Raw genomic sequence first — 15,131 nt, forward strand, 5'->3', positions numbered from 1 at the left:
CACGTTCAGTGATCTGGGGCGGCACGCCGAAGCCCTGCCGCTGAAGGAGCGGGCGCTGGCCATCACCGAGGCAGCCCTCGGCCCCGACCACCCCAACACTGTCCGCTGCTTGAACAATCTCGCCAAGACGTTCAGTGATCTGGGGCGGCACGCCGAAGCCCTGCCGCTAATGGAGCGGGCGCTGGCCATCGCCGAGGCAGCCCTCGGCCCCGACCACCCCAACACCGCCATCTGCTTGAACAATCTCGCCAGCACGTTCAGTGCGCTGGGGCGGCACGCCGAAGCCCTGCCGCTGAAGGAGCGGGCGCTGGCCATCGCCGAGGCAGCCCTCGGCCCCGACCACCCCAGAACCGCCATCCACCTGGGCAATCTCGCCAGCACGTTCAGTGATCTGGGGCGGCACGCCGAAGCCCTGCCGCTGAAGGAGCGGGCGCTGGCCATCACCGAGGCAGCCCTCGGCCCCGACCACCCCAGCACCGCCATCCACCTGAACAACCTCAGTGCGATCCGTGCAGCGCTGGAAGACCTAACAAGAGACGAACCCTAGCTACAACCTGCGTGCCAAGGGCTGGAGACGAAAGCTCAAAAGGCTACATTCGCCGAGGCGTTGCGCGCAGCGCCAAGAGATCCCAGGACTCATGACTTGGCGCGTCCGCCTATGGTCACAGGTGCAGTCGAAGCCCGAGCCCTTGGCGATGTTCGAGCGAGTCACGGCCTGACCACGTGCTGGCACCAGGTGGCACGTTCAAATCGCGTTCATGCCCATCTCGTGCGCAGGCGTGGTGCACGCCATAGGTGCATCGGACGTTCTGACAGCAAGGCATCCAGCGACGGCAAATACCTTGTGAACCTGTATTGACCCAGGCCATCACCATGCCCCTGTTCTTCGGTTCCAACGCCCTCTACCCGGTGGCCGTCATGCCCGGCTGGCTGAAGGCCGTCAGTCTGGTCAACCCGCTCAGCTACCAGGTCGACGCCCTGCGCGGCCTGTTGCTCGGCACGCCCGCGCACCTGGCCCTCGACTACGGCGTCCTGGCCGTGGCCGCGGCCCTGGGTGTCCTGTCGGCCTCGTCGCTGCTGGGACGGCTGGCCAGGTGAGGACGGCGAAACAGCCCCCGGACAGGCGCTGCTTGAGACCGACGACGAGCGGTTCTCACCGAAGGTTGACGGGCGGGCCCTCGGCTCAGGAGAGTCCGACCGCCATGGTCATCGGGCCGGGTATCGTCGCCGAGGCACTCGCGCCCGGTGGCAATCCCGCTCCGTCAGCGTGCGAGTTGCGACAGGCAGATGGAAACAGGGCTGTCGCGGTGACCATCGAGGAGGCACGCGCTGAACGCCGGTGAGCTCATGAAGGCAGAGCTGGACAGGTACGACTGGGCCGCGCTCCGATGCGCGTGCCAACACAGCGCGGCTCATTTGCCCGGCGACTTCCTGCTGCTGGCAGCCGCCAAGACGCGGGAAGACGCGTGGGCTCTCGGCCTCGAAAACCACCTCATGATCCAGTCGTTCCCGCAGGAGCCGGCTGTCCCCGCCGTGTCGGTGCTGATGGCAGCCCTCACACAAGAGCTGTCCGTCGGTGCGAGGACCGAGATACTCGATCTGCTACTGAGACTCGTCTACAACGACGACGAAGACGTCTCGAAAGCGTGCCAGCAGGCTGCCCGGCAGGGACTATGGCTGTTCTACGCCGAGATCGCAGCCGCACGACGGCCCGACACCGTCGCCTACGCCTGCGACATTCTGAAGCTCATCGAGCCCGATCCCACCCGCCTGTCGGACTACGTGGCTTCCGGTCGCTTCGACGTCCGCCCCTCTTGGATCGGTTCGTAGCCGAGCGATCCGCAGGCCTCCAGACCCTGTGCCGACACCCCGGGCCTGATGACCTGGGGTCGACCCGTCCTGCAAGGTCAGGGGACGGTCGGCGTGTCGGGTTTCCGCTCGCCGAGTTGAGGAATTTCGGGCTTGGCGAGTCGGAGAGTCAGTACGTATGCGACGACCACGGCCACGATCACCAACGGCATCACGGTCAGTCCCACGGTACCCAGGAGCAGGGTGGCCAACAGGACCGAGGTCATCGGCAGTTTGAGCATGGCGACGCTCAGGGCGCCCATGCCGAGCGCGAAGCCGGTGGTGGCGTCGAGGCCGGGGAGGTGGGACATGGCCAGCCCGCCCGCACCGCCGACGAACAGGGACGGGAAGACGGGACCTCCCCGGAAGGCGCTGAGGGAGGCGCTGTAGGCGAGGGACTTGAACACGACGAGGAGCAGCAGGGTGCCGAGGGAGTAGGTGGCCTGGTCGGCCAGGAGGGAGCCGATGGTGCTCTCGCCGGAAAACAGCACTCCGGAGATCGGTTTACCGGTGATGGTGGCGTAGAGCAGGGCGAACAGTCCGACACATACGCCCATCGCCACGGTGAGGGGCAGCCTGCGCCGTTCGACATGTCGCTGCAGGTACTGGCCCGAGCGGCGGATGGCCTCGCCGAGGATCGCGGCGGCGAGGCCGGCGAGGATCGCCCAGCCGAACGCGGCGAGTGTCGGCCGGTCGGCGGGCGGCACCTGGGTCATGGACAGGGAGTAGGTGCCCAGTCCGGTCCAGTTGTCCAGGCCGGTGAAGATCAGGGAGCCGACGCCTGCGGCGAGCAGTCCGGGCACCAGCACCACGCCGAGCATCAGGCCGGCCAGGCCGGAGGCTTCCATGAGCAGGAACGCTCCGAGCAGGGGGGAGCCGAGGAGTTCACTGATCGCCGCGAAGCTGCCCGCTGCCGCGACGACGGCAAGGCCGGTCGGAGGGGTGTCGCGTTTCAGCATCCGGATCGCCCCGGCCGCCAGTCCACCGCCGAGGGCGATGAGCGGGGCCTCCGGGCCGAGGACGGCACCGAAGCTGAGCGTGGCGATCGCGGCGAGGGCCACGCCGGGCACTGCCGTCACCGACGGGGTACCGCCGGTCTTGAGTCCTTCGGCCGGCTCGTGCCCGCCCTTTCCGGGCAGGTGGCGGATGGTGAGGGCGACGATCGCGCCGGCCACGGCGAGCAGGGGTACGGCCCACCAGTCCGGTGTTCCGCTGAAGCCGAGGCCCTTGGGCAGGTCCTCGTAGAGCAAGGACTGGAGTTCGGAGACGAGGGCGAGGAATCCGTAGGCCACGCAGGAGATGGGGACGCCCAGCACGGCCGAGATCGCCAGCAGGGAGATGTAGCTGCGGCTGCGGACGATTTCGAGGGGGTTCTGTGGGGCGGTGGCGGGTCCGGCCGGCATACGCATCCATTCCTCGCAGACGGGACTGGGGCCGCGGGTTCGGGCGACCCGCATCAGGTGTTACCACGGGGTAGGGATTCACCCCGGCTGCGGTGCTCGCGAGACCGCAGCGTTCACCCGTTTGAGCAGTCCGGCTGAGCCAACCGTCCGTCACGATGGTCTCGTCGGCGGCTGTGCTGGTGCTGGCCAGAGGTCTGCGCTCACAGCGCGACGGTTGGCTCCGCCGGTCGCAGACGGGGTGGCGCACACCTTGTTCATGCCACGTCGGTCTTCCACGTCGTCCCGGCGCGGAGTCAACCCGCTCAGCTATCAAGTCGATGCCCTGCGCGGCCTGTTGCTCGGCACGCCGGCGCACTTGGCCCTCGACTACGGCGTCCTGGCCGTGGCCGCGGCCCTCGGTGTCCTGTCGGCCTCGTCGCTGCTGGGACGGCTGGCCAGGTGAGACGGTGATCCCGGCCCCGCCCGTTGATCGATTGGTGAGGCCGGGCGGGCAGGCTTAACGTCGGTGGAGTGAACATCCACGTTCGCCGCCGACCCGCGATCCAGGGCCATCTCCGATGACGGCCGATCACGTGACATCCTCCGAGTCTGCCGAGTCCCCGCAGCGGGGCCGAGGCAGCGGTATCGCACTCCTCGTCATCGCCTCCTGTCAGCTGATGGTGGTCCTCGACATCACCATCGTGAACATCGCGCTTCCGCACATCCAGACCTCGCTCGGCTTCTCGACCGAGAACCTGTCCTGGGTGATCAACGCCTACACGCTGACCTTCGGCGGTCTGCTGCTGCTCGGCGGACGCTCCGGGGACATCCTCGGCCGACGGCGGATGTTCATGTTCGGCGTGCTGCTCTTCGTGTTCGCGTCGCTGCTCGGCGGACTCTCCCAGGATTCCTGGCAGTTGCTCGCCGCCCGCTCGCTTCAGGGCGTCGGCGGCGCGATCGCCTCACCCACGGCCCTGTCGCTCATCACCACCACCTTCCGCGAAGGACCCGAGCGCAACAGGGCGTTCGGCGTGTTCGCCGCCGTCTCCGCGGGCGGCAGCGCGATCGGGCTGCTCGCGGGAGGTGTCCTCGTCGAGTGGCTCGACTGGCGGTGGGTGTTCTTCGTGAACATCCCCATCGGTCTGCTGATCGTGCTCGCGACCCCCCGCTACATCAGGGAGTCCGAGAGGCACCCGGGCCACTTCGACCTCCTCGGCGCCATCACCTCCACGCTCGGTATGGTGCTGCTGGTCTACGGCTTCATCCGGGCCTCGGAGAAGGGCTGGAGCAACCCCCTCACCCTGGCGTCCTTCGGTGCCGCCCTGGTGTTCCTGATCGCGTTCATCGCCGTCGAACGCCGGTCGAGACAGCCCATCACGCCGCTGTGGATGTTCCGCGACCGCAACCGCTCGGGCGTCTACGCCATGATGCTGAGCCTGTCCGCCGCCATCTTCGGGATGTTCTTCTTCCTGACGCTGTTCGTGCAGAACATCCTCGGGTTCAGCCCGCTGGAGGCGGGCTTCGCCTTCCTGCCGGTGAGCGTGATCATCGCGATCGGCGCGGGGGTCGCCTCGAACCTGCTGCCCAGGTGGGGTCCCAAACCCTTCATGGCGGTGGGCGCGATCCTGGCCGCGCTGGGCCTCGGCTGGCTGACGCTGACCGACGTCGACAGCACGTATCTGGGAAGCATCCTCGGACCCACCCTCGTCTTCGGTTTCGGCATGGGCCTGCAGTTCGTGTCGCTGACGCTGATGGCGGTGTCCGGGGTACGGCCCAAGGACACGGGTGCCGCCTCCGGCATCCTCAACGCCACCCAGCAGGTCGGCGGATCCCTCGGCCTGTCCGTGCTGGTCACGGTCTTCGGCACGGCGAGCCGCAACGAGGCCACGGACCAGGTCGCGGACTTCCTGTCGAGCGCGACCCCGGCACAGCAACTGCAGTTCCGCAGGACGGGACAGCTGCCCGCGCCCTGGAGCGGCCAGGTGCTGACGTCCGGCATCACGGGCGCGTTCGTCGCCGCCGCCGCTTTCGCGGTCGTCGCCGCGCTGGTCGCCCTGTTCGTCATCCAGGTGCGCCCCTCCGACCTGGAGCGGCTCCAGGGAGGCGCAGCCTCCATGACTCCGGTGGACCCGGCCGGCGACGCCGAGGGGGCCCCGACCGGCGCGACCCCGGTGGCCGAGTCGGACGCCCGCGACGGCCCACCCGCCCCCGACTGACCCGGGCCGGGGGCGGCCCGGCCGACCTGGGCGCGCCCCGGAGGGTGCGCCCACGGGCGCGAGCCCGGCTCAGGGCAGCGGCTGTTCCGCCCAGATGACCTTGCCCTCGGGCGTGTAGCGGGTGCCCCAGCGGTCGGTGAGCTGGGCGACCAGGAACAGGCCGCGCCCGCCCTCGTCCGTCGTCGCCGCGTACCGCAGATGCGGCGAGGTGCTGCTGCCGTCGAAGACCTCGCAGATCAGCGTGCGGTCCAGGAGCATGCGGACCCCGATGGGCCCGTTGCCGTAGCGGATCGCGTTGGTCACCAGCTCGCTGAGGATCAGCTCCGTGGTGAACGTCAGCTCGTCGAGCCCCCACCGGGCCAGCTGCCGGCTGACCGAGGCGCGCACCTCGCCCACGGCGGACGGCTCGGACGGCACCTCCCACGAGGCGATCCGGTCGGGGTCGAGCGTGTGGGTACGGGCCACGATCAGGGCGATGTCGTCGCTCGGCCGGGCCGGGAGGAGGGCGCTCAACACGGCCTGGCAGGTGTCCTCCGGTGAGCGGTCGGCTCCGGCCAGCGCCGTGCGCAGCAGTTCGAGCCCGACGTCGATGTCCCGTTCCCGGTCCTCGACCAGGCCGTCCGTGTAGAGCACCAGTCGGCTGCCCTCCGCCAGTTCCAGCTCGGCCGTCTCGAACGGCAGACCGCCCAGGCCGAGCGGGGGGCCGGCCGGCACGTCGGGGAAGTCGACGCTGCCGTCCGGGCGGATCACCGCGGGCGGCGGGTGTCCGGCGCGGGCGACGGTACAGCGCCGGGTCGTGGGGTCGTAGACGGCGTACACACAGGTGGCGCCCGTGACGGCGGCTCCGGTGTCGTCCGGGAGCTCGTCCTGGTCGATCCGGCCGACCAGCTCGTCCAGAAGGCCGAGCAGTTCGTCCGGCGGCAGATCGAGCGCCGAGAAGTTGTGGACCGCCGTACGCAGCCGGCCCATCGTCGCCGCGGCCAGCAGTCCGTGGCCGACCACGTCGCCGACGACGACCGCGACCCGGGCACCGGGCAGCGGCAGCACGTCGAACCAGTCGCCGCCGACCCCCGCCTGCGCCGGCAGATAGCGGTAGGCGAGGTCGAGGGCGCTCTGGTCGGGCAGGGTGCGCGGCAGCAGGCTGCGCTGGAGGGTCACGGCCATCGTGTGCTCGCGCGTGTAGCGGCGCGCGTTGTCGATGGAGACGGCCGCACGGGCGACCAGCTCCTCGGCGAGGGCGAGATCGTCCACGTCGAACGGGTCGGGCTTCTCCGAGCGCCAGAAATTGACCACGCCCATGACCAGGGGCCCGACGCGCAGCGGGACCGTGATCAGGGAGTGGATCCCGTAGTCGACGACCTGTGCGGTGCGCTTCGGGTCCTGGGCCAGCCAGCCCGGGGCACCCCCGAGGTCGGGCTCGACCACGGCCTCCCCGGTGCGCAGGCTGTGGGCCTGGGGTGTGGAGGGGACGAACCCGATGTGCTCCCCGACCGGATAGAGCGGGGCGTCCTCGCGGATGCCGCCGTAGGCGGTGCGGCGCAGGCCGGCACCCGCGTCCGGCTCCTGGCCGTTGAGTACGGCTTCGGCCAGGTCCACGGTGACGAAGTCCGCGAACCGGGGCACGGCGACCGCCGTCAGCTCCTCGGCCGTGCTGGTGACGTCCAGACTCGTCCCGATGCGCACGCCGGCGTCGTAGAGGATCTTGAGTCGCTCGCGGGCGATGTCCGCGCGGCCGGAGAGGGCGCGCAGTTCGGTCGAGTCACGGAGCGTGGCGACACTTCCGGCCGGCCCGTCCCGCAGGTCCGTGGGCCGCTGGTTGATGGCCAGGAGCTGGTCCCCGACGAGGTGCACCTCGTCGGTGGCGACGCGGCCGGAGGCCAGCAGCTCCGCGGTGCCCGAGTCGAGGCCGAGTTCCTGGACATGCTGTCCCTCGGCGTCCGCGGGCAGGTGGAGCAGCCGGTTCGCCTCGTCGTTGGCCAGGAGGAGCTGCCCCTCCGCGCCGATGATGATCACGCCTTCCCGGACGGAGTGCAGCACGGCGTCGTGGTGCTCGTACATCCGGGTCATCTCGTACGGGCCGAGGCCGTGCGTCTGGCGCAGCAGGCGCCGGCTCACCAGCGCGGTGCTCGCGGTCGCCAGGGCGAGTGCCACGGCGGCGGCGCCCAGCAGCAGCGGCAGCTGGTGGTCGGCCGTGCCGCCCACGGTCGCCGTGGTGATCCCGGCGGACACCATGCCGACGACCTTGCCGTCGGGTGCCTTGATGGGGACCGTGGCCTGCACCAGCGGTCCGAGCGTCCCGGTGATCTGCTCGGTGATGGCGTGCCCGGCCAGGACGGGAGCGGTGGTCCCGACGAACTTCTTGCCGATCCGGTCGGGCTTGGGGTGGGTGTAGCGGATCGAGTCGGTGTTCAGCACGACGATGAAGTCCACGTCCGACGCCTTGCGGGCGGCTTCGGCGCTGGGCTGCAGGATGGCCGTCGGATCGGGGGCGCTGAGCGCCGCGCGCGTGCCGGGCGCGCTGGCGAAGGTCTCCGCGACGGCCAGAGAGCGGTTGCGGGCCTCCTGCGTGCTGTCATGCCGCACCTGGAGTACCAGTGCGACCACCGCGGCGACGACCAGGAGCAGCACGATCACCACTTGCAGGACGAACACCTGTCCGGCGACACTGCGCCCGCCCAGGGCGGAACGTAGCCCGTTGGGCGGGCTGTGCCTGTGCTTGCCGTCGTGTGGCCCGCGCTGGTGGTGCGCTGTACTGGGGCGGCGGGTCGACTGAGCCCGGGTTCGACCCAATAGTCCGACCATGAGCTATGTCTACACTGCCCGGCGTCCGGTGGCGAGAGGCGTCACGTTCCGTGATCGCTGACTCCACCGGTCGCGACGCCGGTCGGCGGGCGCGCCCGGCGCGGGCGACGCGGCGCGCGGGCGCGTGGACGCATGATGGAGACATAGACCCCCTTACCCGCATGTGTCGCTTCGGCGCGGAGGCCCTGATGAAGACCGTTGACCGCTACCGGCTGACCTTCACCCATCCCGGACCGGATGCGCGCATGGTGACGGATGAGGTGGTCGTCGAGCGGACGAGTGCCCACGGGCCGGGCGGCCACCCGGTCTACAGCGATCCCACGGGCATCCTCCGCGCCGAGATCAGCCCGGCGGGCGAGGTCCGCATGCTGGCCAGCGGCGCCTATCAGTCGCCGATCAACCCGGCCGCCGAACCGCTCTCCTGACCGGTGGCGCGCCCGGCCGGAAGCACGGCGTCGGCGGCGGGCGGAACCGCGTCGGCGGTGGAGAGATCCCGGGAGAAGCGAAGGCCCGGACGCCCGTTCAGCGCGATCTCGCCGGTCACGAGGAATCCGGCGCGGGCCAGAACCGTCCGGGATCCGGTGTTGTCGAGGGTCGTGACGGCGCGCAAGGTGTTCAGGGCGTACGCGCCCGCCGCCAGGGCGCACATCTCCCGTACGGCGGCCGTGGCGAGCCCCTGCCGCGCGGCCCGCTCGGCGACGCGGTATCCGAGGTCGGCCGCACCGTGTGCCACATCGACCAGGTTGACCCGGGCCAGCACCGCGCCGGAGTCGTCCACCACGACATGGAAGTGGGCGAGGCCCTCGGCCTGTTCGGCCAGACGTTCGTTCAGCAGGGCGTCGAACCGGGCGAAGAAGGTGTCGCCGCGGTCGGAGATCGACGTGGCGAAGTAGGCGCGGTTCTCCCGCTCGAACGAGAGCAGCGCGGGCGCGTGGTCGGGACGCAGGCGTTCGATGCGGGGCATCACGCCATGCTAGGGACCCGCTCGCCCCCGGTCACGCGGATTTCGGCGCGGGCCCCGGGGGAGCGCGCCGGCACCGTCCCTAGGGGTTCTCGCCCTCCGGGTCGATGTGCGGGAGGATCCGGTCCAGCCAGCGCGGTGACCACCAGGCGTGCGGCCCGAGCAGCGTCATCACCGCCGGAACCATCAGGAGCCGTACGACCGTCGCGTCGATCAGCACGCTCACGGCGAGCCCGAGGCCGAGCATCTTGACGACGATGCTGTCGCTCAGGATGAACGCGGCGAAGACGCTCATCATGATCAGGGCGGCGCAGGTGATCACGCGGGCTGTGATCTCCAGGGCGTGCGCGACGCTCGCCTTCGCGTCCCCGCTGCGCAGCCAGAACTCGTGGACCCGCGACAGCAGGAAGATCTCGTAGTCCATGCTGAGCCCGAAGATGATCGCGAACATCATCATCGGCACATAGCTCTCGATGGGGACCTTGCCCGAGACCCCGAGCGCCGGTCCGCCCCAGCCCCACTGGAAGACGGCGACGACGACACCGTAGGAGGCGGCGATGGAGAGCACGTTGAGGACGGCCGCCTTCAGCGCGACGAGCAGGCCGCGGAAGACGATCAGGATGATGATGAAGGCCAGTCCCACCACCACGGCGATGATGAGGGGCAGCCGGCTGGAGACGATGTTCCGGAAGTCGACCTGGGCGGCCGTCGTGCCCGTGACGTAACCCTTGGCGGAGGTCCCGGTCACCGCCTGCGGCAGGGTGTCGTCCACCAGACGGTTCGTCAGGTCCGTGGTGTCCTGGTTCTGCGGGGACACCTTGGAGTAGACCGTGCCCACCAGCACGTCCCCGTCCTGGGTGGCCGTCAGCGGCGTGACCACGGCCGCCCCTGACACGCCGTCGAGCGTCTTCTGCGCCTGTGACTCCAGCGAGGAACGCTTGTCGGACGGTACGCCGGTCTGGTCGATGACGACGGTCAGCGGGCCGTTGGAGCCGGGCCCGAAGGAGTCCGACATGATGTCGAACGCCCGTCTGTCCGTGAAGGACTTGGGGTCGGCGCCGTCACCGATGTGCCCGAGCTGGATCGTGAACAGGGGGATGGCCAGCACGACCACCGTGAGAAGGCCGCCGGTCAGGAACCGCCAGGGATGCCGCTCGACGCGCTGGGCGTAGCGGTGCCACGTGCCGGTGGCGGGCGCCCCGGGCTCGGCGTTCGTCTCCGCGATCGGCGTGCGCACGTGGTAGCGGTCGATGTGCCTGCCGATGAGCCCGAGCAGGGCGGGTACGAGGGTCAGCGCGCCGGCCACCGCGGAGACGACCGTGACGGCCGCCGCGAGGCCGAGCTTGCTGATGAACGAGACACCGGAGACCGACAGCCCGGCCAGGGCGACGATCACGGTGCAGCCCGAGACCAGGACGGCCCGTCCGCTGGTGGTGGCGGCCCGGCCCGCCGCCCGCACGGGGTCGGCCCCGTTGATGAGGTTCTGCCGGTGGCGGGTGATCAGGAACAGCGCGTAGTCGATGCCGACGCCCAGCCCGATCATGGTGGCGAGCGTCGGTGACACGGTCGCGAAGGTGGTCGCGGCGGCGAGCAGACCGAGGACGGCCAGGCCGCCCACCACGCTGACCAGGGCGGTGACCAGCGGCAGACCCGCCGCGATGACACTGCCGAACCCGACGAGCAGGACGACGATCGCCACCGCGAACCCGATCAGCTCGCTGATCTTGTCGTTCGCCGCGGGCCTGGCCAGTTCGCCCAGCGGCCCGCCGTACTCGACGTCCACGCCCGCGGACCGCAGCGGCTGGACGGCGCTGTCCACCCCGTGGAGGTACTCGTCGCCGAGGGTCGAGGGCTGCACATCGAAACGGACCGTGATGTACCCGGTCTTCCCGTCGCTGGACAGCGGTCCGACGTTCTGCTGCTGGGACTGCCCCGAGGAGGGCTGGGACCCGGGCGGCGGCAGCGGGTTCTGCGCCGACATGACGTGCGGCAGCTTCTCCAGGGAGTCGATGGTCTGGCTCATCTGGGAACTCAGCGAGGTCAGCGGCTTCTGCGTGTCGCGCAGCACGATCTGGCTGCTGTAGCCGCCCGCGGCCGGATCGTGCTTCTGGAGTACGTCCAGCCCTTTCGTGGACTGCACTCCCGGCAGCGAGAAGTTGTCGGAGTACTGTCCGCCGAAGGAGTGGTTCAGCCCCTGGAGCACGCCGAGGGCGACCAGCCACGCCACGATCACGATCACGAAATGGCGGGCGCACCACTCGCCCAGCCGCTGCAGCACTCCAGGCCTGGTCGGCCCGCTGGCTGAAGGGCCTTGTGTCGCCGACATGGGCAGCTCCTGCTCGAGGACGACTCCTCCGACTCCGTCATTAAACGACGCGACGATCATCGCGGCCCGCCGGGAATCTCGGCGTCTCCCCGCCGTCCGGTGGTCCGGGATCCACCGAACCGTCGTCCGGCGGTCCGGGATCCGCCGATCCGCTCCGGTCGCCTTCGGCATCGGCCCGGACGGCGTCGTCCGGGGAACGCGGCGCCCGGCAGGGGGTTTCGGTGTGCGGGCGTAGGGATAACCCTCGATCGCCCGCAACGGCATGTCATGGCTAGGTCAAGAGTGCAATCCTTCCCCCACCTGTAGGACAGGTCGTCCATGGCCTGCCCACAGCCGCGTTCCCGCGCGCCCCTGCTCAGCTCTTCCCCGGACAGCACATCCCGTCTGCCCGGCCTGTCACCGGCCGCCGACCGCGGCCGAAGCAGTAGGAGTACGAGTGAGACGTTTCCCCCGTCAGGCGACCGCGGCCGGAGCCATGGTGGCCACCGCCGCGTTCCTGGCCGTCGGTATACAGACGGTCCCGGCAGTCGCCAAGCCCGCCCCCCACACAACCCCCCTGCGCACGGGGGGACTTGAGGCAAAGCTGACCCCGGCCCAGCACGTGGCGCTGCTGACGAAGGCATCGAAGCAGACCACCGCGACCGCCGGCACCCTGGGCCTCGGCTCGAAGGAGAAGCTGGTCGTCAAGGACGTCGTCAAGGACAACGACGGCACCTTGCACACCCGTTACGAGCGCACCTACGCCGGCCTCCCGGTGCTCGGCGGCGACATCGTGGTCCACACCCCGCCCGCCTCGCGGGCCACCGGCACGGTGGGCACGACCTTCAACAACAAGCACGCCATCAAGGTCGCGAGCACCACCCCGGCCGTCACCAAGGCGACCGCCGGCGCCCAGGCGCTCAAGGCGGCCAAGTCGCTCAAGGCGGAGAAGCCCTCCACCGAGAGCGCCCGCAAGGTCATCTGGGCCGGCACCGGCACCCCCCGGCTCGCCTGGGAGACCGTGATCAGCGGCCTCCAGGACGACGGCACGCCGAGCAAGCTGCATGTCGTCACCGACGCCACCACCGGCAAGGAACTCACCCGGTACGAGGGCATCCAGACCGGCACCGGCAACACCCAGTACAGCGGCACCGTCACGCTGAACACCACGCTGTCGGGATCGACGTACCAGCTCACGGACTCGACCCGCGGCAGCCACAAGACGTACTCGCTGAACAACGGCACCTCCGGCACCGGCACGCTGATGACGGACGCCGACGACGTCTGGGGCACCGGCGCGGGTTCCAACACCCAGACCGCCGGCGCGGACGCGGCCTACGGCGCCCAGATGACCTGGGACTTCTACAAGAACACCTTCGGGCGCAGCGGCATCAAGAACAACGGTGTCGCCGCCTACTCGCGCGTCCACTACAGCACGGCGTACGTCAACGCCTTCTGGGACGACAGCTGCTTCTGCATGACCTACGGCGACGGCACCAGCAGCACCCACGCGCTGACCTCGCTCGACGTCGCGGGCCACGAGATGAGCCACGGCGTCACCTCCAACACCGCGGGCCTGAACTACACCGGTGAGTCCGGCGGCCTCAACGAGGCCACCTCGGACATCTTCGGCACCGGTGTGGAGTTCTACGCCAACAACTCCTCCGACGTGGGCGACTACCTCATCGGTGAGAAGATCAACATCAACGGTGACGGCACGCCGCTGCGTTACATGGACAAGCCGAGCAAGGACGGCGGCTCCGCGGACAGCTGGTACTCCGGCGTCGGCAACCTGGACGTCCACTACTCCTCGGGCCCGGCGAACCACATGTTCTACCTGCTCTCCGAGGGCAGCGGCACCAAGGTCATCAACGGCACCACGTACACCAGCTCGACCTCCGACGGCGTGGCCGTCGCGGGCATCGGCCGCGCCGCAGCCCTGCAGATCTGGTACAAGGCGCTGACGACGTACATGACGTCCAGCACCAACTACGCGGGCGCCCGCACCGCCGCGCTGAACGCCGCGACCGCGCTGTACGGCGCCGGCTCGGCGCAGTACGCGGGGGTGGCGAACGCCTTCGCCGGCATCGCCGTCGGCAGCCACGTCACCCCGCCGACCAGCGGCGTGACCGTCACCAACCCGGGCAGCCAGTCCTCCACCGTCGGCACCGCGGTGAGCCTGCAGGTCTCGGCCAGCAGCACGAACACCGGCTCCCTGACGTACTCCGCGACCGGCCTGCCCACCGGCCTGTCGATCAACAGCTCCACCGGGGCGATCACCGGGACCCCGACCACCGCCGGTACGTACAGCACCGTGGTGACCGTCAAGGACAGCACCGGCGCCACCGGCACCGCGTCGTTCACCTGGACCGTCAGCTCCTCCGGTGGCGGCGGCACCTGCACCTCGGCGCAGCTGCTCGGCAACGCCGGCTTCGAGTCCGGCAGCACCACCTGGACCGCGACCAGCGGCGTCATCAACAACGACACCGACGAGGCGGCCCACGCCGGTTCGTACAAGGCCTGGCTGGACGGCTACGGCTCCACCCACACCGACACGCTCTCCCAGTCGGTGACCATCCCCAGCGGCTGCAAGGCCTCGTTCACCTTCTACCTGCACATCGACACCGCGGAGACCACCACCAGCTCGCAGTACGACAAGCTGACGGTCACCGCCGGATCGACCACGCTGGCGACCTACTCCAACCTCAACAAGGCCACCGGCTACGCGCAGAAGACGTTCGACCTGTCCTCGTTCGCCGGCACCACCGTGAGCATCAAGTTCAGCGGTGTCGAGGACTCCTCCCTGCAGACCAGCTTCGTCGTGGATGACACCGCCGTGACGACCAGCTGACCTCAGGGCCCGGCATCCCCCCACAACGGCAGCGACGTGGGTCCTCCGCGAGGACCCACGTCGCACGCCGCTTTCCGGGGCTACTCGAACCGGGAGGGGTCCCCCGCTCCGAGGCGTACGAGCTCGGCCCCGCCGCCGGAGAAGTCGATGACGGTCGTCGGCTCGGTGCCGCAGTCGCCGGAGTCGATGACGGCGTCGACCACGTGGTCGAGGCGGTCCTTGATCTCCCAGCCCTGGGTCAGCGGCTTGTCCTCCTCCGGCAGGAGCAGGGTGCTCGACAGCAGCGGCTCGCCGAGTTCGGCCAGGATCGCCTGCGCGACGGCATGATCGGGGATCCGCACCCCGACGGTCTTCTTCTTCGGGTGCAGCAGCCTGCGCGGAGCCTCCTTCGTCGCCGGCAGGATGAAGGTGTAACTGCCGGGCGTAGCCGCCTTGACCGTACGGAAGACCGCGTTGTCGATCCGTACGAAGTGTCCGAGCTGTGCGAAGTCCTCGCACATCAGCGTGAAGTGGTGGCGCTCGTCGAGCTGGCGGATCGAGCGGATGCGGTCGATCCCGTCCCGGTTGCCGAGCGCGCAGCCGAGTGCGAAGCAGGAGTCCGTCGGGTAGACGATCAGCCCGCCGCTGCGGACGATCTCCACCACCTGGCCGATGATGCGCCGCTGCGGATTCTCCGGGTGAACGTCGAAGTACTTGGCCATGCCGCGAGCCTAGAGCCTGTGGGCCGTTCCCGGGCTCGCCCGGTCGGTGGCCGTGCGGCCCGACG

General features: G+C 69.9%; 10 protein-coding genes and 2 pseudogenes. 7 read left to right on the forward strand and 5 right to left on the reverse strand.

The window, feature by feature from the left end; all coding sequences use genetic code 11:
- From ACF07B_RS23690 to ACF07B_RS23700, 3 genes and pseudogenes are all read left to right on the forward strand, one after another.
- On the forward strand, positions 1 to 547 hold a 547-nt coding region (locus tag ACF07B_RS23690), incomplete at its 5' end, for a tetratricopeptide repeat protein (protein ID WP_392180387.1).
- Between the two features lie 314 nt (positions 548 to 861).
- Positions 862 to 1,098: pseudogene (locus ACF07B_RS23695) on the forward strand (ABC transporter permease); the annotation flags it as partial.
- A gap of 249 nt (positions 1,099 to 1,347) precedes the next feature.
- On the forward strand, positions 1,348 to 1,830 hold the full coding sequence (locus ACF07B_RS23700; protein ID WP_392180388.1) for a hypothetical protein: 483 nt from the start codon (positions 1,348 to 1,350) through the stop codon (positions 1,828 to 1,830).
- A 77-nt stretch (positions 1,831 to 1,907) separates the two neighbouring features.
- On the opposite strand, the gene ACF07B_RS23705 is transcribed toward ACF07B_RS23700, so the two are convergent.
- A complete protein-coding gene (locus tag ACF07B_RS23705; protein WP_392180389.1) occupies positions 1,908 to 3,251 on the reverse strand; it encodes a chloride channel protein in 1,344 nt (447 codons plus the stop codon).
- Positions 3,252 to 3,546: 295 nt separating this feature from the next.
- Between ACF07B_RS23705 and ACF07B_RS23710 the strand changes: the two are divergent.
- Both ACF07B_RS23710 and ACF07B_RS23715 read left to right on the forward strand, forming a co-directional pair.
- A pseudogene (locus ACF07B_RS23710) lies at positions 3,547 to 3,693 on the forward strand (multidrug ABC transporter permease); the annotation flags it as partial.
- 115 nt (positions 3,694 to 3,808) lie between these two features.
- Positions 3,809 to 5,446 (forward strand): MFS transporter, encoded by a 1,638-nt coding sequence (locus tag ACF07B_RS23715; RefSeq protein WP_392180390.1) that lies wholly within the window; start codon positions 3,809 to 3,811, stop codon positions 5,444 to 5,446.
- Positions 5,447 to 5,515: 69 nt separating this feature from the next.
- On the opposite strand, the gene ACF07B_RS23720 is transcribed toward ACF07B_RS23715, so the two are convergent.
- Entirely contained in the window at positions 5,516 to 8,248 is a 2,733-nt protein-coding gene (locus tag ACF07B_RS23720; protein WP_392180391.1) for a SpoIIE family protein phosphatase, read from the reverse strand.
- Between the two features lie 188 nt (positions 8,249 to 8,436).
- On the opposite strand from ACF07B_RS23720, the gene ACF07B_RS23725 reads away from it, so the two are divergent.
- Positions 8,437 to 8,673: a DUF6296 family protein gene (locus ACF07B_RS23725; RefSeq protein ID WP_362408212.1), complete on the forward strand. Its 237-nt coding sequence runs from the start codon at positions 8,437 to 8,439 to the stop codon at positions 8,671 to 8,673.
- Here ACF07B_RS23725 and ACF07B_RS23730 read toward each other — a convergent pair.
- On the reverse strand, positions 8,634 to 9,212 hold the full coding sequence (locus tag ACF07B_RS23730; RefSeq protein WP_392180392.1) for a GNAT family N-acetyltransferase: 579 nt from the start codon (positions 9,210 to 9,212) through the stop codon (positions 8,634 to 8,636). The two genes, ACF07B_RS23725 and ACF07B_RS23730, sit on opposite strands and share 40 nt — an antisense overlap.
- Before the next feature lie 79 nt (positions 9,213 to 9,291).
- Positions 9,292 to 11,535, reverse strand: coding sequence for an MMPL family transporter (locus ACF07B_RS23735; protein WP_369481447.1), 2,244 nt, complete (start codon positions 11,533 to 11,535; stop codon positions 9,292 to 9,294).
- A 475-nt stretch (positions 11,536 to 12,010) separates the two neighbouring features.
- Here ACF07B_RS23735 and ACF07B_RS23740 point away from each other — a divergent pair, with 475 nt between their 5' ends.
- Complete coding sequence (locus ACF07B_RS23740; RefSeq protein ID WP_369481495.1) at positions 12,011 to 14,365, forward strand: M4 family metallopeptidase; 2,355 nt, start codon at positions 12,011 to 12,013, stop codon at positions 14,363 to 14,365.
- 80 nt (positions 14,366 to 14,445) lie between these two features.
- Here the strand turns inward: ACF07B_RS23740 and ACF07B_RS23745 are convergent, their stop codons facing one another.
- Entirely contained in the window at positions 14,446 to 15,066 is a 621-nt protein-coding gene (locus tag ACF07B_RS23745; protein ID WP_362408217.1) for an L-threonylcarbamoyladenylate synthase, read from the reverse strand.
- Positions 15,067 to 15,131 lie beyond the last annotated feature (65 nt).

The organism is Streptomyces sp. NPDC015532 (assembly GCF_043078065.1).
GTDB lineage: Bacteria > Actinomycetota > Actinomycetes > Streptomycetales > Streptomycetaceae > Streptomyces.